The following is a 23295-nucleotide window of genomic DNA, read 5'->3' as shown; positions in this document are numbered from 1 at the left end:
TCGGATTCCGCGCCAGCGATGGCGCGGACGCAATTACTTTCCACACGTCCAGATACCCGCAAGGACATCGCCCGTCCGGCATCGGCCGGCGCGCTGTCCGCATCACACGAGCCATGCATTTCAAGCGCAACCCTGTCAGCATCGTCAACGGCGAACCCATCGCCGCGATGATCTTTGCGCGCTCGCACGCCCTGCTACCGCTACCGCCCGGTTGACGGACCTTGCGCCCCGTGGCAGTTCGTCAGCCTCTTCGCCACATCCCCACGACTGACGAACCGAAGCTTTCCGCATTGCCACGAAAGGACGCACCATGATGTTGCCCCACCCCGAAAACAAGTACCGCGCTTTCCCGCCCGTCCGCCTCGCCGACCGTACCTGGCCCGACAAGACCATCACCGCGCCGCCGGTCTGGATGAGCACCGACCTGCGCGACGGCAACCAGGCCCTGATCGAACCGATGAGCGCGGCGAGCAAGATGCGCTTCTTCGACACCATCGTCGGCTGCGGCATCAAGGAAATCGAAGTCGGCTTCCCTTCCGCCTCGCAGGCCGACTTCGACTTCGTGCGCCAGCTCATCGAACAGGACCGCGTGCCGGCGGACGTGACCATCGAAGTGCTGACCCAGGCCCGCGAGGACCTGATCCGCCGCACCATCGATTCGCTCGCGGGCGCGCGCCGCGCCATCGTCCACCTCTACAACGCCGTCTCGCCATCGTTCCGCCGCATCGTCTTCAACATGTCGCGCGAGGAAGTGGTCGCCATCGCGGTCGCCGGCACGCGCCTGATCCGCGAATTGACCGACGCCCGGCCCGAGACCGAATGGGTATTCGAATACTCGCCGGAAACCTTCAGCATGGCCGAGCTCGACTTCGCCAGGGAAGTCTGCGACGCGGTCTCCGCCGTCTGGCAGCCGACGCCGGAACGCAAGATGATCATCAACCTGCCGTCCACCGTCGAGGTCAGCACGCCGAACGTCTATGCCGACCAGATCGAATGGATGCACCGCCACCTCGCGCGGCGCGACAGCATCGTGCTGAGCGTGCATCCGCACAATGACCGCGGCACGGCGGTGGCCGCCGCCGAACTCGCCGTGATGGCCGGCGCCGACCGCGTCGAAGGCTGCCTGTTCGGCAATGGCGAGCGCACTGGCAACGTCGATCTCGTGACCCTCGCGCTCAACCTGTACACCCAGGGCGTGCATCCCGGCCTCGATTTCTCGGACATCGATGAAGTCCGCAAGTGCGTGGAGGAATGCAACCAGATCCCGGTGCATCCCCGCCACCCCTACGTCGGCGACCTGGTGTTCACGGCCTTCTCCGGTTCGCACCAGGACGCGATCAAGAAAGGCTTCGCGCAGCAGGATCCGCAAGGCCTGTGGGAAGTGCCCTATCTTCCCATCGACCCGGCCGACCTCGGCCGCAGCTACGATGCCGTGATCCGGGTCAACAGCCAGTCCGGCAAGGGCGGCATGACCTACCTGCTCGAGCAGACCTATGGCCTGAAGCTCCCGCGCCGCCTGCAGATCGAATTCAGCCGCGCGGTGCAGCGCGTGATGGACGAGACCGGCAAGGAAGTGGATGCGAAGGACATCCATGCCGTCTTCGAGGAGGAATACCTGAGCCCGGACGGCGCGTTCAAGTACCATGCGCACCGCATGCAGGACGATGGCTCGGGCGTGAAGGTCCAGGTGGAAGCGATCCGCCATGGCCGGCCGGTGACGCTTTCCGGCGCGGGCAACGGACCGCTGGATGCCTTCGTCGCCGCGCTCGGCATGGACATCCGCCTCATGGATTACCACGAGCATGCCATCGGCGGGGGCTCGGATGCGCGCGCCGCCTGCTACGTCGAGCTGCGCGTCAATGGCGGCGCGACCCTGTTCGGCGTGGGCATCGACGAGAACATCGTCACGGCGTCGTTCAAAGCGGTGCTGAGCGCGGTCAACCGCGACCTGCAGGACGGCCGCGAAGCCACGGCAATGGCCGCCTGACGCGGCGAGCCGCAGGGGAAGCATTCCTGCGGGTTATGGCGATTGATCTTAACGTTAGTTTACTTTGCGGGTCTCACGCTCCATAGTGCCAGGTGCCGGCATCCACGTGCCGGCTGCATTCCTAGAGCACACGGAGATCCCATGCCCAAGTCCGCCACCCGCCGCCCGGTCGCGCGCCGCCTGAGCGCCATCGCGCCCATCGCATTGTTTGCCATGATGTTCGCCGCCTTCCCGGCGGGCGCGGCGGAACCGCAGGCCGGACCGCGGGCAGCCGAACCCGCCACCGTCCAATCCAACAAGGCATGGCTGGAACGCCTGCCGTTCGGCGACCGTCAAGACTTCGAAGACGCCAGCCGCGGCTTCATCGCCGCGCTCGGCACCGAAGCCATCCGCGCCGCGGACGGCCACGTGGTCTGGGACCGCGATGCCTACGCATTCGAAGCCGCGCCGGACGCGCCGCCGACGGTCAACCCCAGCCTCTGGCGCCAGGCGCGGCTCAACAATGCGGCGGGCCTGTTTAAGGTCGCGGACCGCCTTTACCAGATCCGCGGCATCGACCTGTCCAACATGACCATCGTCGAAGGCGACACCGGCTTGCTGATCATCGACCCGCTACTCTCCGCCGAGACCGCGCAGGCCGGCCTTGCGCTGTATTTCCAGCACCGTCCGCGCAAGCCGGTCGCGGCCGTGATCTACACCCACAGCCATGTCGACCATTTCGGCGGCGTGAAGGGAGTGATCAGCGAGGCAGACGCGGCATCGGGCAAGGTCAAGGTGATCGCCCCGGCAGGCTTCATGGAAGAAGCGGTCAGCGAGAACGTGCTGGCCGGGAATGCCATGAGCCGCCGCGCGCAGTACATGTACGGGGCGCTGCTGCCGAAGAATCCTGCCGGCCAGGTGGATGCCGGCCTCGGCAAGGGCCTGTCGCGCGGCACGATCACCCTCATCGCCCCCAACGAACTCATCAGCAAGCCGGTGGAGGCGCGCCGGATCGACGGCGTCGACATCGAATTCCAGCTCACGCCCGGTACCGAGGCGCCGGCGGAAATGAACCTCTACTTCCCCGGCATGCGGGCGCTGTGCATCGCCGAGAACGCGGTCCACACCCAGCACAACCTGCTGACGCTGCGCGGCGCCAAGGTGCGCGACGCCAAGCTCTGGTCCTACTACCTCGGCGAAACCCTGCGGCGCTACGGCGGCAGGTCGGAGGTCATGCTCGGCCAGCATCACTGGCCGACCTGGGGCGGCGAGCGGGTTTCCCGCCTCCTCGCCGAACAACGCGACATGTACGCCTACCTCAACGACCAGACGCTGCGCCTGCTCAACCACGGCTATACCCCGATGGAAATCGCCGAGCGCCTTCAGCGGCTGCCCGAACCGCTCGCCAGCCAATGGCATGCGCGCGACTACTACGGCTCGATCAGCCACAACGTGCGCGCCGTCTACCAGCGTTACCTCGGCTACTACGACGGCAATCCCGCCAACCTGAACCCGCTGCCGCCAGCCGATGCGGCGCGCAAGACCATCGCCTGGATGGGCGGCCCGGATGCGGTGCTCGAGAAGGCCCGCGCCGCCTACGCGCAGGGCGATTACCGCTGGGTGGCGCAGATCGGCAACCAGCTCGTGTTCGCCGACCCGCAGAACCGCGCGGCGCGCGAACTGCAGGCCAATGCCCTCGAACAGCTGGGCTACCAGTCGGAAAACAGCACCTGGCGCAATGCCTACCTCAGCGGCGCCCAGGAACTACGCAATGGCGTCTCGCCCCTCGCCCGCAAGGGCACGGCCTCCGCCGACCTCGTGCAGGCGCTGACGGTGCCGATGTTCATGGATTTTCTTGCCGTGCGCCTGAATGCCGACAAGGCCGCGGGCAAGGCGATGACGTTCAACTGGAACTTCACCGACCTGGGGGAACGATACGGCATGAACCTCAGCAATGGCGCGCTGACCTATCTTGCCGATTTCGCCTATGACAAGCCAACCGCGGCGGTGACGCTGACCAAGGCGGTGCTTGATCAGATCAGCACGGGGCGGACGACGCTGAAGGATGCGGTTCAGCAGGGGCTGGTGACGGTTGCCGGCAATCCGGAGGCGTTTGCGGGGTTGTTCGGGATGCTGGATAGTTTTGCGCCGGCGTTTGAGATTGTCACGCCGGTGACGGGGCGGTGATTGGGTGGGCGGTAAGTCCGCAGGGCTTTGGCGTCCGCGCTGCCCTCGCAACGCGCCGGCAGCCCGACAACGCGCTGTCATTCCCGCGCAGGCGGGGATCCCATTTCTGCTGCGCTTGCGCACGTCTCTCCGGTGACCCGCCTACGTCTCCCACTCCGTGGGGACTTGCCGGGTCGACCTCTTGCCGCATCGGCATGGCTCGAGCTTGTCCCGACGACGGGAAGCATGAATCCGCAGACGAATCAGCACATCCGTCGTCTCAAGCACCTTCCGCTCTGTCCCCTCCCCTTCAAGGGGAGGGTTAGGGTGGGGATGGGCTTCGGTCGCGAGCAAAGAAAATGATTGACATCGCTGGCAAAATCAACACCGCTCTTTACTCCTACCGAACCCCACCCTCAACCGCTCCACCGCACCCTACCGAGCCAGCCTCACCCCGCTAAACTGCCACCTCGCCCCCGACGGAAAGAAATTCCGATACTCCACCCGGGAATGCCCGCGCGGCGTCGCGCAGGACGATCCACGCAGCACATACTGGTTGCTCATGAACTTCCCGTTGTATTCCCCAAGCGCCCCCGCCGCCGGGGCATACCCGGGGTAAGCCGCATAGCTGCTGGAAGTCCATTGCCACGCTGCGCCGAAGAGCTGCAACAGGTCATCGCCACCGTCACGCACGGCGCGCGGATGCAGACCCCGGGCAACGCCATCGTTCGCCTCGCCGCCGGAGCTTTCCTGCCGCCGCGCCGCATGTTCCCATTCCGCCTCGGTCGGCAGACGCGCGCCAGCCCACCTGGCATACGCATCCGCTTCGAACCATGAGAGGTGGCAAGCCGGACGCCCGGGGTCGAGCGGCTGGGCGCCGTGCAGCGTGAATTCTTCCCAGCGTCCGTCGCGCTCCCGCCAGTACAGGGGATGCGCGAGCCGGTTGGCCTGCACCCAATCCCAGCCCTCGGACAGCCAGAGCGCCGCCTGCCGGTAGCCGCCGTCCTCGACGAAGGCAAGGTATTCGTCATTGCTGACGAGGCGGGAGGCCAGCGAATACGGTTCGACAAATTGCCGGTGGCGCGGAAGTTCGTTGTCGAAGCAGAAGCCGTTGCCGGGATGGCCGATCTCCACGACACCGCCCTCGAACGCCAGCCAGCGCAGGCCGGGCGCCGTGTGCTGCTCGCCGAAGCCGGCTTCGGAATAAGCAGGCCACCAGGGGTTGTGCGACAGCATGTGCTTGACGTCGGTGAGGATCAGCTCCTGGTGCTGCTGCTCGTGCTGCAGTCCTGTCTCGACGAGCGCGCGCAGCGCGTCGTCCGGGCGGGCATCGAGCAGGGCCGTGATCCGTTCGTCGACGTTGCGGCGGTAGGCCAGCACTTCGCCGAGCGCGGGACGGGTCAGCATGCCGCGCTGCGGCCGCGGATGCTTGTCGCCGACGCCGTTGTAATAGGAATTGAAAAGCACGCGGAACGCCGCATGGAAGGGCCGGAAATGGCGCTCTTCCGTCTCGAGGATGAAGGTTTCGAAAAACCAGGTGGTGTGGGCAAGGTGCCATTTCACCGGGCTGGCGTCCGGCATGGATTGCACGCAGCAGTCCTCGGGAGACAAGGGTTCGGCAAGCGATACGGTGTGCTGGCGGACTGCCTGGAAACGCGCGATGAGATCGATGTCGTTCTGCGTCATGGGGGCGAGCCTGTGTCGGTCGTCAGGCCCTGGCGTGGCAGACCAGGAACCAGTTGTTCGGATCGGTCCAGCAGCGCACCTCGCCGAAGCCGGCCCGTTCCAGCATCGCGAGGAAGGCCTCGCGGGTGTACTTGTAGCTGCTTTCGGTATGGATCCATTGTCCCTCGTGGAAGAGGCGTCCGCCGCCGTTCCAACGGACCTGGACCTCGCTGCGGGCCTCGAGGTGCATCTCGATGCGGCCGTGCCCGGAATGGAAGCGGGCGCGGTGGCGCCAGTCGTTCGGCCGGAAGTCGGCGCCCAGCAGCACGTTGAGATGCTGGAGCATGTTGAGGTTGAAGGCGGCGGTCAGGCCGATGGCATCGTCGTAGGCGGGCTCCAGGATGCCTGGGTCCTTGATGAGGTCGACGCCGATCAGCAGGCCGCCGTCCCGCCCGCAGGCATCGCGCACGTTGCCGAGGAAGGCGGCAGCCTGTTCGGGCGTGAAGTTGCCGATGGAGGAACCGGGATAGAAGAACAGCCGCTTCTCGCGCCGCACCTCGTCCGGCAGGTCGAGGCTGCCGGAGAAATCCATGCCGATGCCGTTCATCTGTATCTGCGGATGCAGGCATTGCAGCGCGGACACCGCCTCGCGCAGGTACTCCACCGAAATGTCCACCGGCACGTATTGCGCCGGCTGCAGGGCGGGGAACAGCTTCGCGGCCTTGGCGCAATCCCCGGCGCCGAGGTCGATCAGCGTGACGCCGCGTCCGACCGATTTGCCGATGGCGCGCATGTTTTCCTGGAGAATGCCCTGCTCGGTGCGCGTGGGATAGTATTCGGGCAGCGCGCAGATCGCCGCGAACAGCTTGGAGCCGAGCGCGTCGTAAAGGTACTTCGGAGAAATCCAGGGGTGTTCGTCGAGGAGCCCCTCCCGCAGTTCGGCGCGCACGGCGTCGTCGTTCTGCTGGTAGAGTTGAATGAATCCGTAGGACAAGCTGATTCCTTCAGGAACGGGTTGGACAGGCGATCCGTCTATCATAGGTGTGCTCCCTTTCCAGCCATTGATGCTTAACAAGCCGGACTAACGAAACAAATAACCAAATACGCTTTCTGACCCGTGACCATGGCCGGAGTTTGCCGGCACGCTCAATCAGGCTCCAAATCCGACCATGCTGAAGCTTAGGGACGTTTCCAAATCGTATGCCAGCGGCCGCCAGGTGTTGACCCGGCTCAACTATACGATACCCGACGGAGAGTATGTGGCCATCATGGGCGATTCCGGCGTGGGCAAGTCTACCCTGCTTAATCTCATCGCCGGCCTCGACCGTCCCGATTCGGGCGAGATCCTGATCGGCGGCGTGGACATCGGCGCGCTGCAGGACGACGAAGCCACGGAACTGCGCCGGCAGCGCTTCGGCTTCGTGTTCCAGGCCTTCCACGTGCTGCCCCATCTTACGCTGGCGCAAAACGTTGCCCTGCCGCTGCTGCTCAACGGCGCGGGCCACGGGCCGGCCATGCAGCGCGCGCAAGCCATGCTTGGCGCGCTCGGCCTGCAGGGGCGCGACCAAGATTTCCCGCGGCAACTCTCCGGCGGGGAAATGCAGCGCGTGGCGATCGCGCGCGCCCTGGTGCACAAGCCCATGTTGCTGCTGGCGGACGAACCCACCGGCAATCTCGACCCGGACACCGCCCATGTGGTGCTGAGCATGCTGCGCGACGAGATCAAGTCGAATGGCGCCACGGCGATCATCGTTACCCATTCGCCGGCGGCGGCCGACACCGCCGACCGCGTACTCATGCTGACCCGGGAAGGCCTGCATCCCGCATGAAACCCGCCGCCCGCACGCCCTGGCTCCTGCATCGCTGGCTTACGCTCGGCGAATGGCGCGCCCATCCGGTGCGGGCCGCGGTCGCGCTGCTGGCGATCGCGCTGGGCGTGGCGCTCGGCTTTGCCATCCATCTCATCAATGCCGCCGCCTACGACGAGTTTTCGGCCGCCTCGCGCAGCCTGTCCGGGCAGGCCGACCTGCAGTTGCGCACCGCGCAAGCCAGTTTCGACGAGTCGGTCTACCCGGCGCTGGCAAGCCGTCCGGACGTGGCGGTGGCCAGTCCGGTGGTCGAAATCGACGCCGCGGTGCCCGGCAGGCAGGGCGCCCTCAAACTGCTGGGCATCGACGTGTTCCGCGCGGCAGCGATCGCGCCCGACCTGATCGGGGTGCCGGCGGAAGACCGGCCATTCGACGCCCTCGCCGACGACGCCATCTTTCTTTCGCCGGCAGCGATGGAGTGGCTGGCGGTGCGCCGGGGCGATCCGCTGCGCCTGCAGTCGGTGGGCGGCACGGTGACGCTGCGGGTGGCCGGCGGCCTGCTCGGCGCGCGCCCCGGGCAACGGCTTGCGGTGATGGACATCGCCGCGGCGCAATGGCGCTTCGGCAGGCTGGGCCAGTTGTCCCGCATCGACATCAAGCTGGCCGAGGGCGTCTCGCGCAAGCGCTTCAGCGAGGATCTGCACCGCGACCTTGGCAAGGCTTATCTCGTCAGCGAACCGCGGGAACAGGAAGCGCGTACCGCCAACATGTCGCGCGCCTACCGCGTCAATCTCAACGTGCTGGCGCTCGTGGCCTTGTTCACCGGCGCCTTCCTGGTGTTTTCCACGCAGGCCCTGTCGGTGATCCGGCGGCGCAGCCAGCTTGCCCTGCTGCGGGTGGTCGGCATGCGACGCGGCCAGGTGATGCGGCAGATCCTGATGGAGGGCGGCAGCCTCGGCGTGCTCGGCTCGGCCCTGGGCATCGCGGCCGGATACGGCATGGCCGCCCTCGCCCTGCGCTTCTTCGGCGGCGACCTTGGCGGCGGCTATTTCCCCGGCATCCAGCCGTCGGTGGAGTTCCTGCCGGTCGCGGCCACGGTCTTCTTCCTGCTTGGCACAGGCGTGGCGGTGGCGGGCTGCCTCAGCCCGGCGCTGGAAGCCGCCCGCGCGCGTCCCGCCCAGGCGCTGAAATCCGGCAGCGAGGACAGCGTCCTCTCGCGCCTGGCCTCGCCCTGGCCGGGCCTGGCCCTGCTCGCCACCGGCACGGCGTTTTCCCAGTTGCCTCCGGTCAGCGAACTGCCCATCTTCGGCTATCTCGCGGTGGCCCTGCTGCTCGTCGGCGGCATCATGCTCATGCCGCGCATGGCATCGTCGCTGTTTTCCCTGCTCGCCCGCAGCCGGGCCGCCGCCACCGCCCTCGGCACCATGACGCTGGGCCGGCTGGCGAACGCCCCCAACCAGGCGTCGATCGCGCTGGGCGGCGTGCTTTCGAGCTTTTCGCTGATGGTCGCAATGGCCATCATGGTCGCGAGCTTCCGCGTCTCGGTCGACGACTGGCTCGGCCAGGTGCTCGCCGCCGACCTGTACGCACGGGTGGCGGCCGCGGGAAACTCCGCCGGGCTGTCCGCGGAGCAGCAGCGGGCCATTGCCGCGGCGCCGGGCGTGGCCCGCGCCGAATTCCTGCGCGTCAACCAGCTCACCCTCGATCCGGCCCGGCCGGCGGTGGCGCTGATCGGGCGGCCGATCAACCGCGTCGACCCGGGCAAGACCCTGCCGCTGACCGGCGAGACCCTGCCGCCAAACGCCTGGCGCGGCGTGCCGATCTGGGTATCCGAAGCCATGGTGGACCTCTACGGCTACGCCGTCGGCAAGCGGGTGGTGCTGCCGCTTGCGGGCGGAACGGAATGCATCGTCGCCGGCGTCTGGCGCGACTATGCCCGGCAGGCGGGCGCCATCCAGATGCAGCTCGAGGACTATCGCCACCTGACCGGCGACACCGTGATCAACGACACTTCCCTCTGGCTGGACAAGGGCGCCACCGTAGAGCAGGTCATTGCCGCCATCCGCAAGCTGCCTTTCGGCGCCACCCTCGAGTTCGCCCAGCCCGGCGAGATCCGCGCCATCAGCCTGCGCATCTTCGACCGCAGCTTCGCCATCACCTACCTGCTGGAAGGCGTGGCGATGGTGATCGGCCTGTTCGGCGTGGCGGCCACGTTTTCCTCGCAGACCCTCGCGCGCGTCAAGGAATTCGGCATGCTGCGCCATCTCGGCGTGACGCGCCGCCAGATCCTGGCGATGCTGGCGGCGGAAGGCGGGCTGCTCGCCCTGCTCGGCATCCTCGTCGGATTCGTGCTCGGCGGCGCCATCAGCCTGATCCTCATCTTCGTGGTCAATCCGCAGTCCTTCCACTGGACCATGCGCCTTCACCTGCCCTGGCCCCTGCTGGGCACGGTAGCGATGGCCTTGCTGGCATCGGCCTGCGCGACGGCGGTGGTGTCGGGCAGGTTCGCGGTGTCGGGCGACGCGGTGCGCGCCGTCAGGGAGGACTGGTGATGATGCAAGGCATGATGGTTTCGATGCGCAACGCGCTGCGCCGCCTCGCGCCGCTGCTGGCAATGACCTGCCTGCTGGCGTCATGGCCCGGGCTCGCGCCGGCTGCGCCGCCCCGGTTCCAGGCGGTCGAGCCCGGCCGTCCCCTGTCGTTTCCAAGGGACTTCGGCGCCCATCCCGACTTCCGCACCGAGTGGTGGTACGTCACCGGCTGGCTGCAGCAGCCGGACGGCAAGCCGCTCGGCTTCCAGGTCACGTTCTTCCGTTCCGCCACCGAGCACGATGCCGCCAATCCGAGCCGCTTCGCGCCCCGCCAGCTCGTGATCGCGCACGCCGCGCTGTCCGATCCGGCGCTGGGCAAGCTGCTGCACGACCAGAAAAGCGCGCGGCAAGGCTTCGGACTGGCGGAGGCGCGCGTCGGCGACAGCGACGTCAAGCTCGGCCCGTGGCGCTTCGTGCGGCAGGACGGCCGCTACGAAGCCCGCATCGAGGGCCGCGAATTCAGCCTGGCGCTGAACCTGGCGCCAACGCAGCCGGTACTGCTGCAAGGCGAACAGGGATACTCGCGCAAGGGCCCGCGCCCGGAACAGGCGAGCTACTACTACAGCGAGCCGCAGCTGCGGGTGTCGGGAACCGTGTCGCGCCAGGGCAAGCCCGTCGAGGTGACCGGCACCGCCTGGCTGGACCATGAATGGTCCACCAGCGTGCTCGACGCCGATGCCACCGGATGGGACTGGACGGGCATCAACCTCGACGACGGCGGCGCGCTGATGGCCTTCCGCATCCGCGGCAAGGACGGCGGCACGGTCTGGTCCCACGCCACGATGCGTTCGCGCAATGGCGAGATCGCCAACCACGGGCCCGGCGACGTCGCGTTCCTGCCGCAGCGACGCTGGCGTTCGCCGCGCACCGGCGCGGAATACCCCGTCGAGTTCATCCTCAAGGTGGGCGACATGAGCTGGCGGCTTGCACCCTTGCAGGACGACCAGGAACTCGATTCCCGCCAGTCCACCGGCTCGGTCTACTGGGAAGGCGCGATCGCCGTGGAGCGCGACGGCCGCCGCGCCGGCGCGGGCTATCTCGAACTCACCGGCTACGTCAAGCCGCTCAAGCTATGAGCCGGGACGCGCCATCAACTCCGCGCAAGAGCACCCTCGCCATGCTGCGGGGCCTGATGCCTTTCCTGCTGCCCTACCGCAAGCAGTTCGCGATGGCAGCGATCGCCTTGCTGGTGGCGGCGGGCGCGACGCTGGCGATTCCCTATGCCTTCCGGCAGATGATCGACGTCGGCTTCACGCCCGGCGCGCGCGACACCGCGCATATCGACGATTATTTCCTTGCCCTGTTCGGCGTGTCCTGCGTGCTCGCGGTGTCAACCGCCGCGCGCTTTTACATGGTGTCCTGGCTGGGCGAGCGCGTCACCGCGGACCTGCGCCAGACCATCTACCGCTACGTGGTGATGCAGAGCCCGCAGTTCTTCGAAACCACCCAGACCGGCGAAGTCCTGTCGCGCCTGACCACCGACACCACCCTGATCCAGGCGCTGGTGGGAACAAGCATCTCGATGGCATTGCGCAACGCGCTGCTGTTCGCAGGCGGGCTGGTGATGCTGTTCGTCACCAGCGCCCGGCTGTCGGCCATCATCATCGTGCTGCTGGCGGCGGTGGTGCTGCCCATCGTCATCTACGGCCGGCGCGTGCGCAAGCTGTCGCGCGATTCCCAGGATCGCGTCGCCGATGCGTCGGCCGTCGCGGGCGAGATCCTCAACGCCATGCCGACGGTGCAGGCCTTCACCCATGAGCCCCAGGAGATCCAGCGCTTCAGCGCCACCGTCGAGCGTGCCTTCGGCACCGCCATGCAGCGCATCCGCGCGCGGGCGCTGCTGACGGCGATCGCCATCCTGCTGACCTTCGGCGCGGTGGTCTTCGTGCTGTGGCTGGGCGCGCACACCGTGGTCAAGGGCCAGATGAGCACCGGCGAGCTCGGCCAGTTCATCCTGTATGCCTCCATCGTGGCAGGCGCGATCGGCGCGCTATCCGAGGTGATGGGCGAAGCCCAGCGGGCGGCGGGCGCGGCGGAACGCCTGCTGGAGCTCATCGCCGTGGAATCGCCGATCCGCTCGCCGACTAACCCTGAGGCGCTGCCCCGGCGCACGGCCAACGGCGCGGCGCTCGCCCTGCGGCAAGTGAATTTCCACTATCCATCGCGGCCGCAGACCGCGGCCCTCGACGGCCTGGCGCTGGAAGTCGCCCCGGGCGAGACCGTCGCCATCGTCGGTCCCTCGGGCGCGGGCAAGACCACGCTGTTCCAGCTCCTGCTGCGCTTCTACGACCCGCAATCGGGCGACATCCTGCTCGACGGCATGGATATCCGCAGGCTCGCGCTTGACGACCTGCGCGGCGCGATCGGCATCGTGCCCCAGGATACGGTGATCTTTTCCGCCAATGCCATGGAGAACATCCGCTACGGCCGGGCGGACGCGACCGACGCCGAGGTCGTCGCGGCGGCGAAGCTGGCCGCCGCGCACGAGTTCATCGAACGCCTGCCGGAAGGCTACGCATCCTTCCTCGGCGAACGCGGCGTGCGGCTGTCCGGCGGCCAGCGCCAGCGCATCGCAATCGCCCGCGCCCTGCTGAAGAACCCGCCCCTGCTGCTGCTCGACGAGGCCACCAGCGCGCTCGACGCCGAGTCGGAACGCCTCGTGCAGGGCGCGCTGGAAGCGGCGATGCAGGGACGCACCACGCTCGTCATCGCCCACCGGCTGGCGACGGTGCAGCGCGCCGACCGCATCATCGTCATGGAACACGGACGCATCATCGAAGCCGGCAACCATGCCAGCCTGCTGGCCCAGGGCGGGCTGTATGCCAGCCTGGCCGCGCTGCAGTTCACGACCGGCCACGGCTTGTGACGCCGTCCCGCGCCGCGGGATTGCCTGCCGGAGCGCCAGACGTTACCATCGCCGTTGACACCTGACCGGCCCGTGCCACTTCGGAGCGACGCATGCATCCCATCGACAAATTCCTGCTGATGTACGCCGCGCCCGCCGTGCTGGCCTGCGCCCTCATCGAGGCGTTCGTGCTGTCACGCAAGCGGAGCTACGACTGGGGCGCCTTCGGCGTGTCCACGCTGGACATGGTGCTGCGCATTGCCGCCAACATCTTCATTCCCTTTTCCATCGCCACCTTCGCCGTGCGCTGGGCCTACCTGCATCGCCTCTCACCCGTCGCGCTCGACGGACCGCTGGCGATTCTCGCCCTCTTCATCGGCCAGGAATTCTGCTATTACTGGTTCCACCGCGCGGCGCACCGGGTCCGCTGGTTCTGGTGCAATCATGCGGTCCATCACTCGCCGAACGAACTCAATCTGTCCACCGCGATCCGCATCGGCTTCGCCGGCAAGCTGAGCGGGGTCTCGCTCTTCTTCGCGCCGTTGATCTGGCTGGGGTTCGACCCGCGCATCGTGTTCGCCACGCTCTCCTTGAACCTGCTTTACCAGTTCTGGATCCATGCCACCTGGATCCCGAAGCTGGGCTGGCTGGAAGGCATCCTGAACACTCCGTCCGCGCACCGGGTGCACCACGCCTCCAACCTGGATTACCTTGATGCGAACTATGGCGGCGTGCTGTTGATTTTCGACCGCATGTTCGGCACCTACGTGCCGGAACAGGACAGGCAGCCGTGTATCTACGGCTTGGTTCATCCGCTGCGCACCAACAACCTTTTGAAGGTGGAGTTCTTCGAATGGATGGCCCTGGCGCGCGACCTCCGCGGCGCGCGCAGCCTGCGCGCCGTCCTCGGCCATCTTTTCATGCCGCCGGGCTGGTCGCCGGACGGCGCGGGAACGACGACCGCCGAACTGCGGGCGCGCCGCGACGCTCAGCCGCGAACCAAGGCACGGACCGAAAATCAGGCCGAACACGCCTGAACCGGTTTGCCGCCGGGAAAAGTTGAGCCACCCTCAGGGTTTTTGGGAATGATTCGCATTTGCGCGTGATAGAATCTTTTCAAGCATCCCACCTTGAAAGGACCGTTCCATGCGCGCCAAGCTTGTTTCCGCCCTCCCCGCCATCCTGCTCATCGTTTCCGGCGGCGCCTTCGCCAGCGCCAAGTGCACCGCCCACCCGAAATCGGAATGGATGAAGGAATCCGATGCCAAGGCCCAGCTCGAAGCCGCCGGCTACAAGATCCGCAAGTTCAAGGTCGACGGCAACTGCTACGAGATCTATGGCCACAACAAGGAGGGCAAGAAGGTCGAGATCTACTTCGACACCAAGACCCTGGACGTGGTCAAGTCAGAAATCGAGAAGTAAGCCGCACCCGGCCGCACCGTCGCCATGATCCTCGTCTGGGATCCACTGGTCCGCGTCATCCACTGGACGCTGGCGGCCCTCGTTCTCGGCAACTTCCTCAACGAGGACGGCACGGCGTGGCATCGTTATGCCGGCTACACCGCCGCCGGCCTCGTCGCCACACGCCTGCTCTGGGGCTGCGTCTCTCGCGGACATGCCGGCTTCCGCCGCTGGTGGCCGGGGTTTCCCGGCATCCTGGCCTATGTGCGGGCCAGCCTGCGGGGCCAGGCGAAGCGCACGCTCGGCATCAATCCCGCCGGGGCCGCCATGGCGGCAACGATCTGGTTGCTGGTGCTGGCGATGGGCGTGACCGGCTGGATGATGGGACTCGACGCCTTCTGGGGCGAGTCCTGGCTGGAAGCGCTGCACGCCGCACTCGCCTACCTGCTGCTGGCCTGCGCCGGGATGCATGTCTGCGCCGTGCTCGCCATGAGCTTCGCGCACCGCGAGAACCTGCCGCGCGCCATGGTCACCGGCAGGAAGAAAGCGGGCACACCGGCCGCGGACGAAACGGTAGAATAGCGCAACATTTCCAAGGAACTCCATGCGCCAGTACCTCGACTTCATGCGCCATGTGTATGAGCATGGCACCGAAAAGACCGACCGCACCGGCACCGGCACGCGTTCCGTGTTCGGCTACCAGATGCGTTTCGACCTGCAGGAAGGCTTCCCGCTCGTCACCACCAAGAAGCTCCATCTGAAGTCGATCATCCACGAACTCATCTGGTTTCTCGCCGGGTCGACCAACACCAAATACCTGAAGGAAAACGGCGTCTCAATCTGGGACGAATGGGCCGACCCCGACGGCAACCTCGGCCCGATCTACGGTTATCAATGGCGCAACTGGCCGGCGCCGGACGGCAAGCACATTGACCAGATCGCCCAGGTGGTCGACCAGATCCGCAACAACCCGGATTCGCGGCGCCTGATCGTATCGGCGTGGAACGTCTCCGACATCCCGCAGATGAAGCTCCCGCCCTGCCATGCCTTCTTCCAGTTCTACGTGGCCGACGGCAAGCTCTCCTGCCAGCTCTACCAGCGCAGCGCCGACATCTTCCTCGGCGTGCCGTTCAACATCGCTTCCTACGCGCTGCTGACCCACATGATGGCCCAGCAGACCGGGCTGGACGTGGGCGACTTCGTCTGGACCGGCGGCGACTGCCACCTGTATTCCAACCACATGGACCAGGTGCGCGAGCAGCTTTCCCGCGCGCCGCATCCGCTGCCCAGGCTCGTCATCAAGCGCAAGCCGGATTCCATCTTCGACTACAAGTACGAGGACTTCGAGATCACCGGGTATGTCTCGCATCCGCACATCAAGGCGCCGGTGGCGGTTTGATGCGGCCTAACAATTAACTCATCAAAAGGCCGCGCTTCGTACCTTGTCATTCCCGCGAATCCGGCAGTAGGCAACCACTTGACCACATCCCACACCCCCCATCTCACCGCCGTCGTCGCCATGGATCTCAACGGCGGCATCGGCATCGACAACAAGCTGCCCTGGCGCCTGCCCGAGGACATGGCGCATTTCAAGCGCACCACCATCGGCCACCCGGTCATCATGGGCCGCAAGACCTTCGATTCCATCGGCAAGCCGCTGCCGAACCGGCGCAACATCGTCGTCACCCGCAATGCCGGCTGGACGCGCGAGGGCGTGGAGGTGGCGCACTCGGTAGAGGAAGCGGTGGCGCTGGTGGGCGACACGCCCTCCTGCCTGATCGGCGGCGAGCAGATATTCCGGGAGGCGATGCCAATCACGCAACGCCTGGTCGTCACCGAGATCGGACGGGCATTCGACTGTGACGTTTTTTTTCCAAAAATCGAACCGGGAGAGTGGAAAGAAGTGACGCGCGAGAAGTATCATTCGGACCTGAATGGATTCGACTACGCATTCGTCACCCTTGAAAGAGTTTAGGAGCAGATATGTCAGGAACAGGCTTTCATGTACATGGCCCTCATGATCACGAGGTAGAACACGCCGCGCACGGCGGCGACAGCTTTTCCAGTCAGATCGCTGTCATGACCGCGGTTTTCGCGACCGTCGGCGCTCTCTTCGGCTACATGGCGGGCGATACGCAGAACCGCGCCGCGCTCTACAAGAACAACGCCGCGATCAAGAAGACCGAGGCGTCGAACCAGTGGAACTACTACCAGTCGAAGTCCAGCAAGCAGAACCTCTCCGAACTGGCCATGGCGCTGCCGGGCGTCGAAGTCGAAAAGTACAAGGCGGAAGTCGAGCGCTACAAGAAGGAAAAGAACGACATCAAGACCGACGCGGAAAAGCTGGAAAAGGCATCGGCCGACTGGGATGAGCAGGCCGAACAGCAGATGCATCTCCATCACCGCTGGGCGCAGGCCATGACCGCGGTGCAGATCGCCATTTCGCTCGCCGCAATCGCCCTCCTGACCCGCAAGAAGTGGCTCGAATACGGCTCCATCGGGGTGGCAGGCGTCGGCGGCCTGCTGGCCGTGCTGGCCGCGATGCATATCTGACCCGGCACGCTTCCTTCGAAGGGAGGCCGGCAGCGCGTGAAGGCCGGGCATGATCGTCGATCGTCCATGCGCCCGGCCTCCCTCCTCAGAACCACCGCAACCCCTCCTCAAGCCTTCCTCTCACCGCAGGACCGCCGGCACCCACGCCGCGCATCAAGGGAAGCGCGCATTTTCCGGCACTATCCCCCCATATCTGCGACAATTCTGGTTTTTCATTTTTCGGCGCGCAAGCATCCCGCCCAGGCGTCTCCCTTTCCACTCCTGGAGACCACATGAAATTCCGCTTTCCCATCGTCATCATCGACGAGGACTTCCGCTCCGAGAACACCTCCGGGCTCGGCATCCGCGCGCTGGCCGAAGCCATGGAAAAGGAAGGCATGGAAGTCCTGGGCGTGACCAGCTACGGCGACCTGTCCCAGTTCGCCCAGCAGCAGTCGCGCGCTTCCGCCTTCATCCTTTCCATCGACGATGAAGAATTCGGCGGCGGCAGCTCCGAAGAGACCGACGTGGCGCTCAAGTCGCTGCGCGCCTTCGTCGAGGAAATCCGCTACAAGAACGCCGACATCCCGATCTACCTGTACGGCGAAACCCGCACCTCGCGCCACATCCCGAACGACATCCTGCGCGAGCTGCATGGCTTCATCCACATGTTCGAGGACACGCCGGAATTCGTGGCGCGCCACATCATCCGCGAAGCCAAGTCCTATCTCGACGGCCTTGCCCCGCCCTTCTTCCGCGCCTTGGTGCATTACGCGAAGGATGGCTCGTATTCGTGGCACTGCCCCGGCCACTCCGGCGGCGTGGCCTTCCTGAAGTCGCCCATCGGCCAGATGTTCCACCAGTTCTTCGGCGAGAACATGCTGCGCGCCGACGTCTGCAACGCGGTCGAGGAACTCGGCCAGCTGCTCGACCACACCGGCCCGGTGGCGGCCTCCGAGCGCAACGCGGCCCGCATCTTCAACGCCGACCACTGCTACTTCGTCACCAACGGCACCTCGACCTCGAACAAGATGGTCTGGCACTCCACCGTCGGCCCCGGCGACATCGTCGTGGTCGACCGCAACTGCCACAAGTCCATTCTGCACTCCATCATCATGACCGGCGCGATCCCGGTCTTCCTGATGCCGACGCGGAACCACCTCGGCATCATCGGCCCGATCCCGCTCGACGAATTCAAGATGGAAAACATCATGAAGAAGATCGAGGCCAATCCCTTCGCCCGCGAGGCGAAGAACAAGAAGCCGCGCATCCTCACCATCACGCAGTCGACCTACGACGGCGTGCTGTACAACGTCGAGACGATCAAGGAAATGCTGGACGGCCAGATCGACACCCTGCATTTCGACGAAGCCTGGCTGCCGCACGCCACCTTCCACGAGTTCTACAAGAACATGCATGCCATCGGCAAGGACCGGCCGCGCGCGAAGGAGTCGCTGATCTTCTCCACGCAGTCCACGCACAAGCTGCTGGCCGGCCTGTCGCAAGCCTCGCAGATCCTGGTACGCGATTCTGAAAAGGTCAAGCTCGACCAGGACATGTTCAACGAAGCCTACCTGATGCACACCTCCACCTCGCCGCAGTACGCCATCATCGCATCCTGCGACGTGGCGGCCGCCATGATGGAGCCGCCGGGCGGCACCGCGCTGGTGGAAGAAAGCATCCTCGAGGCGCTGGACTTCCGCCGGGCCATGCGCAAGGTCGACCAGGAATGGGGCCAGGACTGGTGGTTCCAGGTCTGGGGCCCGGAGAACTTCGCCGAGAACGGCATCGGCTCGCGCGAAGACTGGATGATCCGCGCCGAGGACGACTGGCACGGCTTCGGCAAGCTGGCTCCCGGCTTCAACATGCTCGACCCGATCAAGGCCACCATCGTCACGCCGGGCCTGGCCCTCGACGGCAAGTTCGGCGACAGCGGCATTCCAGCGTCCATCGTCACCAAGTACCTCGCCGAGCATGGCGTGATCGTCGAGAAGGCCGGCCTCTACTCCTTCTTCATCATGTTCACCATCGGCATCACCAAGGGCCGCTGGAACACTCTGCTGACCGCGCTGCAGCAGTTCAAGGACGACTACGACAAGAACCAGCCGATCTGGCGCATCCTGCCGGAGTTCGCCGCCGCCAACCCGCGCTACGAGCGCGTCGGCCTGCGCGACCTGTGCCAGAGCATCCACGACATGTACAAGTCATATGACGTGGCGCGCCTGACGACCGAGATGTACCTGTCCGACATGCAGCCGGCAATGAAGCCGTCCGACGCCTTCGCCAAGATGGCGCACCGCGAGATCGAACGCGTGCCCATCGAGGAACTCGAAGGCCGCGTCACCGCCATCCTGCTGACGCCCTACCCGCCCGGCATTCCGCTGCTGATCCCGGGCGAGCGCTTCAACAAGACCATCGTGGATTATCTGCGCTTCGCCCGCGACTTCAACGAGAAGTTCCCAGGGTTCGAGACGGATGTGCACGGACTGGTGACGGCGCAGGTGGATGGCAAGCGGGGCTATTACGTGGATTGCGTGAAGTAGGGACGCTTGGGCGGTCCAGCCTGCAACGGCCTGGACCGCCCTCCTACCACTGTCATTCCCACATCCCCGCATGCCGCGCCCTCTCGCGCGCCAGCGTCCGGTCAATCTCCTCCCCGTCCACGCCCACCGCCTGCAGCACGAACGACGACAACTGCAGGCTGGCCTCGAACGCCTCCGGCACCACCATCGTCGCGCCCGCGCGCTTGAGCACCACCGCATGGCGCTCATCCACCGACCTGACGAACAGCCGCACGTGCGGAAACTCCCGCGAGATCGACTTGACCGCGCCCAGCGCCGCGCCGGCATGGTTCATGGTGAGCACGACCGCCGGGGCGAGGTCGGCATGCGCCTTGCGCAGCAGTTCCGATTTCGAGGCATCGCCGTATAACACCGGAAACCCCGCCGCCCGCTCGCGCGCGACGACGGCGACATCGCTCTCGAACGCGACATAAGGCACCCGCTGTGCCTCCAGCAGGGTCGCCAGCATCTTCCCGACGCGTCCGAATCCGGCAATGATCACCTTGCTGTCAGGTAGCGCGGCCAGCGTCGCGTCCGCGTGCGGCAAGGCATCGCCACTGGCGGGCCACCTGCCGGCAAGCAAACTGCCGAGCCTGGCGGCCAGCGGCGTCGCGAACAGGCTCAGGCTGACGACCAGCAGGATGAACTGGGCCGTCGCGGCATCGAGAAAGTGTACCGACAGGGCGTAGCCGACGACGACGAAGGCAAACTCGCCGCCCTGCCCGAGCAGCAGGCCGCCCTGCATGGCTTCGCCCAGGGGAATGCGCCCGGCACGGAATATCAAGGCCATGACCGCTCCCTTGATGAGAAACAAGCCAAAGACCGAAAGCGGCAGCAGCACGGGATAGCGCAGCACTTCCCTGATGTCGATGCCCATGCCGACCGACATGAAGAACAGGCCCATCAGCAAGCCCTTGAACGGTTCGATGGTCAGTTCCACTTCATGCTTGAACTCGGTTTCGGCAAGCAGCAGGCCAGCCAGCAGCGCGCCCAGCGCCATCGAAAGGCCGGCAGCCGCGGTCAGGGCGCCGATGCCCAGCGTGCTCAGCAGGGTCAGCGCCATGAACACATCCGACCTGCCCTTGCCGACCATGGCATGAAACAGGGGCCGCACGACGCGCCGGCCGATGAGGTATATGCCTGCGATCGCACCGATGGACTTGACGGCTGTGATGGCGACCAGTGTCCCCGCGCCTTCGGACGAGCCCTTGCCAAGGATCTGCAGCAGCACCAGCAGGGGCACGACCGCCAGGTCCTGAAACATGAGGATGGCGAAGCCGGCCCGCCCGACCGGCGTATTGACCATGCGCTGATCGCCCATGATCTGCATGACGACCGCGGTGGACGAAAGCGACAGCACGACGCCCAGGATGACCGCGGCTTCCACGCGGTTGCCGAAGTACCAGGCGAAGCCGCCGATCAGCAGGGCCGTCATGCCGACCTGCAGCGCCCCGGCGCCGAAGACCCAGAGGCGCATGGCCAGCAACCGTTCGATGGAAAGCTCCAGCCCGATCATGAACATCAGAAACAGAACGCCGAGTTCGGCCAGCACCGAGACGGCATCGGGATCGCGGAAGGTCAGCTGCGACAGCATCGGATGGTCGGCCGTCCACAGGGCGAGGCCGAAGGGCCCGAGCAGCACCCCCGCACTGAGGAAGCCGAGAACCTGGTTGATGCGCAGGCGTTGAAGCAAGGGAATCAGGATGCCGGCAAGGACGAGAAAAAGTATCGTTTCCTGAAGAAAGGGTAAATTGTGAGATGACTGTTCCACTACACTACTCGCTTGACTGAATACCGGGCCTGCGCCGGCATCCGTTTGCCCGCTGCCGGCTGCAAGAAGGATACACGATGCGCCATGGTGAAAGACCCATCACGCGTGGCCGCTCACAATGAACTCGAACAGGATTCATCCATGCATCATGACATTCCCCTCATCACCACCATCGCCGCGGCGCTCGGCTTCGGGCTCCTGTTCGGCATGCTCGCCGTCCGGCTCAAGCTGCCGGCCCTGGTCGGCTATCTTGCCGCGGGGATCGCGATCGGCCCGGCCACGCCCGGCTTCGTCGCCAACGTCGAACTCGCTTCCCAGCTTGCGGAAATCGGCGTGATGCTGCTGATGTTCGGCGTCGGCCTGCATTTCTCGGTAAAGGACCTGCTGGAGGTCAAGCGCATCGCCCTGCCCGGCGCCGTATTGCAGATCGTTGCCGCCACCGGCCTGGGCGTGCTGCTCGCGATGTTCTGGGGCTGGAGCATCGGCGCCGGACTGGTGTTCGGCCTGGCGCTGTCGGTGGCGAGCACCGTGGTGCTGCTGCGCGCCCTGGAAGACCGCGGGGCGCTGGACTCGGTCAATGGCCGCATCGCGGTCGGCTGGCTGGTGGTGGAAGATCTCGTGACGGTGATCATGCTGGTGCTGCTGCCCCTGCTCGCCGATTGGCTCTCCGGAAAACCCGCCGCGGACGGCAGGCCGTTCTGGCTCGACCTTGGCATCACGCTCGCCAAGGTCAGCGCCTTCGTGGCCTTCATGCTGGTGGTCGGCCGGCGCCTGTTTCCCTGGCTGCTGTGGCGGGTGGCGCGCACCGGCTCGCGTGAATTGTTCACGCTGTGCGTGATCGCCGCCGCCGTCGGCATCGCCTACGCGGCGACCCGCGTGTTCGGCGTTTCCCTCGCCCTCGGCGCCTTCTTTGCCGGCATGGTGCTGCAGGAGTCCGAGCTCAGCCATCGCGCGGCGGAAGAATCGCTGCCGCTGCGCGATGCATTCTCCGTGCTGTTCTTCGTGTCGGTCGGCATGCTGTTCGATCCGCGCGTGCTCCTCGACTCGCCCCTGCAGGTGCTGTCGGTGGTTTCCGTGATCATCATCGGCAAGTCGCTTGCCGCCTTCCTGCTCGTGCTGGCGCTGCGCTATCCGATGCAGACCGCGCTGACGGTGTCCGCGAGCCTGGCGCAGATCGGCGAGTTTTCCTTCATCCTGGCCGGCCTCGGCGTATCGCTGGGCCTGCTGCCGGTGGAGGGGCAGAACTTCATCCTGGCCGGCGCCATCATTTCCATCGCGCTCAATCCGCTGGTGTTCCATGCCATCGAACCCCTGCTGCGGCGCGCCGGCAACGCCTCGCCTGAACAGCAGCGCTATGCGCGTTCCCCCGACCCGCTCGCGGAACTTCCCGCGACGACGCCGCAATCCAGCCTCGACGGCCACGTCGTGCTGGTGGGATACGGCCGCGTCGGCCGGAAGATTGCGCAGGCCCTGGAAGAGCAGCATGTTCCCTATGTCGTCGTGGAAGACAACCGCGACCTGGTGGAACACCTCCGCAAGCGCGGCACGCCCGCGGTCGCCGGCGACGCCGCCGAACCGGCGGTGCTGATCCAGGCCCACGTCGCCCGTTGCCGGGTACTCGTCGTCGCCACGCCGGAAACGCTGAACGTGCGGCAGATGATAGAAACCGGCAAGGCGCTCAACCCCGCCATCGTGGCGGTGGTGCGCTCGCATAACGAGCAGGAGGCCCGCCTGCTGGAAAGCGAACAGGCGGACAAGGTCTTCATCGGCGAAACCGAACTCGCTACGGGAATGTCCCGGTTCGTGCTGTCGCACTTGAAAGATCATCCATTGCCGTAGTCCCGCTGCCATAGAGCCATTCATTGCCGCCGGCGCGCCGTTCGTCGGGTTCCCTTACTTCTCGTCACATTTCTAGCATCATGGAAACATCCGCCGGCGGCGTTTCCATCGATCATGTGCCAAATCAGCAGTCATGATGCGCCCAACCGG

17 protein-coding genes are annotated in these 23295 nt (G+C 65.9%); 14 read left to right on the top strand and 3 right to left on the bottom strand.

Annotated features, from left to right (window positions below; translation table 11 throughout):
* Positions 1-310: 310 nt before the first annotated feature.
* Both leuA and G3574_RS11400 read left to right on the top strand, forming a co-directional pair.
* A complete protein-coding gene (gene leuA, locus G3574_RS11405) occupies positions 311-1987 on the top strand; it encodes a 2-isopropylmalate synthase (protein ID WP_163963131.1) in 1677 nt (558 codons plus the stop codon).
* 141 nt (positions 1988-2128) lie between these two features.
* Positions 2129-4153, top strand: a complete 2025-nt coding sequence (locus G3574_RS11400; protein ID WP_163963130.1) for an alkyl/aryl-sulfatase — start codon at positions 2129-2131, stop codon at positions 4151-4153.
* A gap of 414 nt (positions 4154-4567) precedes the next feature.
* Here the strand turns inward: G3574_RS11400 and egtB are convergent, their stop codons facing one another.
* Both egtB and egtD read right to left on the bottom strand, forming a co-directional pair.
* Positions 4568-5818: an ergothioneine biosynthesis protein EgtB gene (gene egtB, locus G3574_RS11395; protein WP_163963129.1), complete on the bottom strand. Its 1251-nt coding sequence runs from the start codon at positions 5816-5818 to the stop codon at positions 4568-4570.
* 22 nt (positions 5819-5840) lie between these two features.
* Positions 5841-6791, bottom strand: coding sequence for an L-histidine N(alpha)-methyltransferase (gene egtD / locus G3574_RS11390; protein WP_235953304.1), 951 nt, complete (start codon positions 6789-6791; stop codon positions 5841-5843).
* Between the two features lie 175 nt (positions 6792-6966).
* On the opposite strand from egtD, the gene G3574_RS11385 reads away from it, so the two are divergent.
* From G3574_RS11385 to G3574_RS11335, 11 genes are all read left to right on the top strand, one after another.
* Positions 6967-7626 (top strand): ABC transporter ATP-binding protein, encoded by a 660-nt coding sequence (locus G3574_RS11385; RefSeq protein WP_163963127.1) that lies wholly within the window; start codon positions 6967-6969, stop codon positions 7624-7626.
* Positions 7623-10157: an FtsX-like permease family protein gene (locus G3574_RS11380; RefSeq protein ID WP_163963125.1), complete on the top strand. Its 2535-nt coding sequence runs from the start codon at positions 7623-7625 to the stop codon at positions 10155-10157. The genes G3574_RS11385 and G3574_RS11380 overlap by 4 nt, the downstream gene beginning before the upstream one ends.
* Before the next feature lie 11 nt (positions 10158-10168).
* On the top strand, positions 10169-11272 hold the full coding sequence (locus G3574_RS11375; RefSeq protein WP_235953302.1) for a lipocalin-like domain-containing protein: 1104 nt from the start codon (positions 10169-10171) through the stop codon (positions 11270-11272).
* Positions 11269-13062 (top strand): ABC transporter transmembrane domain-containing protein, encoded by a 1794-nt coding sequence (locus tag G3574_RS11370; protein ID WP_163963123.1) that lies wholly within the window; start codon positions 11269-11271, stop codon positions 13060-13062. Before G3574_RS11375 ends, G3574_RS11370 begins: the two co-directional genes overlap by 4 nt.
* Positions 13063-13154: 92 nt before the next feature.
* Entirely contained in the window at positions 13155-14078 is a 924-nt protein-coding gene (locus tag G3574_RS11365) for a sterol desaturase family protein (protein ID WP_163963121.1), read from the top strand.
* Between the two features lie 109 nt (positions 14079-14187).
* On the top strand, positions 14188-14463 hold the full coding sequence (locus tag G3574_RS11360) for a PepSY domain-containing protein (RefSeq protein ID WP_163963119.1): 276 nt from the start codon (positions 14188-14190) through the stop codon (positions 14461-14463).
* Positions 14464-14487: 24 nt separating this feature from the next.
* On the top strand, positions 14488-15024 hold the full coding sequence (locus tag G3574_RS11355; protein ID WP_163963117.1) for a cytochrome b/b6 domain-containing protein: 537 nt from the start codon (positions 14488-14490) through the stop codon (positions 15022-15024).
* Between the two features lie 22 nt (positions 15025-15046).
* Positions 15047-15841, top strand: coding sequence for a thymidylate synthase (locus G3574_RS11350; RefSeq protein ID WP_163963115.1), 795 nt, complete (start codon positions 15047-15049; stop codon positions 15839-15841).
* Positions 15842-15919: 78 nt separating this feature from the next.
* A complete protein-coding gene (locus G3574_RS11345; RefSeq protein ID WP_163963112.1) occupies positions 15920-16417 on the top strand; it encodes a dihydrofolate reductase in 498 nt (165 codons plus the stop codon).
* An 8-nt stretch (positions 16418-16425) separates the two neighbouring features.
* The gene (locus tag G3574_RS11340; protein WP_163963111.1) at positions 16426-16995 is read left to right on the top strand and encodes a DUF4337 domain-containing protein; all 570 of its coding nucleotides are present in this window, start codon (positions 16426-16428) and stop codon (positions 16993-16995) included.
* A 272-nt stretch (positions 16996-17267) separates the two neighbouring features.
* Positions 17268-19517: an arginine/lysine/ornithine decarboxylase gene (locus G3574_RS11335; RefSeq protein WP_163963109.1), complete on the top strand. Its 2250-nt coding sequence runs from the start codon at positions 17268-17270 to the stop codon at positions 19515-19517.
* A gap of 52 nt (positions 19518-19569) precedes the next feature.
* Here the strand turns inward: G3574_RS11335 and G3574_RS28795 are convergent, their stop codons facing one another.
* Positions 19570-21306: a cation:proton antiporter domain-containing protein gene (locus G3574_RS28795; RefSeq protein WP_163963106.1), complete on the bottom strand. Its 1737-nt coding sequence runs from the start codon at positions 21304-21306 to the stop codon at positions 19570-19572.
* Between the two features lie 141 nt (positions 21307-21447).
* Between G3574_RS28795 and ybaL the strand changes: the two genes are divergently transcribed.
* Positions 21448-23145 (top strand): YbaL family putative K(+) efflux transporter, encoded by a 1698-nt coding sequence (gene ybaL, locus G3574_RS11325; protein WP_163963104.1) that lies wholly within the window; start codon positions 21448-21450, stop codon positions 23143-23145.
* Positions 23146-23295 lie beyond the last annotated feature (150 nt).

It is taken from the genome of Noviherbaspirillum galbum (assembly GCF_010974945.1).
Taxonomy (GTDB): domain Bacteria; phylum Pseudomonadota; class Gammaproteobacteria; order Burkholderiales; family Burkholderiaceae_D; genus Noviherbaspirillum; species Noviherbaspirillum galbum.
This window is presented reverse-complemented; position numbering and strand designations above follow the sequence as displayed.

Excerpts from the sequence above, each read along its gene's own strand:
- leuA (WP_163963131.1), top strand. The coding sequence starts at position 311 with ATGATGTTGCCCCACCCCGAAAACAAGTACCGCGCTTTCCCGCCCGTC.
- G3574_RS11400 (WP_163963130.1), top strand. The coding sequence starts at position 2,129 with ATGCCCAAGTCCGCCACCCGCCGCCCGGTCGCGCGCCGCCTGAGCGCC.
- egtB (WP_163963129.1), bottom strand. The coding sequence starts at position 5,818 with ATGACGCAGAACGACATCGATCTCATCGCGCGTTTCCAGGCAGTCCGC.
- G3574_RS11385 (WP_163963127.1), top strand. The coding sequence starts at position 6,967 with ATGCTGAAGCTTAGGGACGTTTCCAAATCGTATGCCAGCGGCCGCCAG.
- G3574_RS11380 (WP_163963125.1), top strand. The coding sequence starts at position 7,623 with ATGAAACCCGCCGCCCGCACGCCCTGGCTCCTGCATCGCTGGCTTACG.
- G3574_RS11375 (WP_235953302.1), top strand. The coding sequence starts at position 10,169 with ATGATGGTTTCGATGCGCAACGCGCTGCGCCGCCTCGCGCCGCTGCTG.
- G3574_RS11370 (WP_163963123.1), top strand. The coding sequence starts at position 11,269 with ATGAGCCGGGACGCGCCATCAACTCCGCGCAAGAGCACCCTCGCCATG.
- G3574_RS11365 (WP_163963121.1), top strand. The coding sequence starts at position 13,155 with ATGCATCCCATCGACAAATTCCTGCTGATGTACGCCGCGCCCGCCGTG.
- G3574_RS11360 (WP_163963119.1), top strand. The coding sequence starts at position 14,188 with ATGCGCGCCAAGCTTGTTTCCGCCCTCCCCGCCATCCTGCTCATCGTT.
- G3574_RS11355 (WP_163963117.1), top strand. The coding sequence starts at position 14,488 with ATGATCCTCGTCTGGGATCCACTGGTCCGCGTCATCCACTGGACGCTG.
- G3574_RS11350 (WP_163963115.1), top strand. The coding sequence starts at position 15,047 with ATGCGCCAGTACCTCGACTTCATGCGCCATGTGTATGAGCATGGCACC.
- G3574_RS11340 (WP_163963111.1), top strand. The coding sequence starts at position 16,426 with ATGTCAGGAACAGGCTTTCATGTACATGGCCCTCATGATCACGAGGTA.
- G3574_RS11335 (WP_163963109.1), top strand. The coding sequence starts at position 17,268 with ATGAAATTCCGCTTTCCCATCGTCATCATCGACGAGGACTTCCGCTCC.
- ybaL (WP_163963104.1), top strand. The coding sequence starts at position 21,448 with ATGCATCATGACATTCCCCTCATCACCACCATCGCCGCGGCGCTCGGC.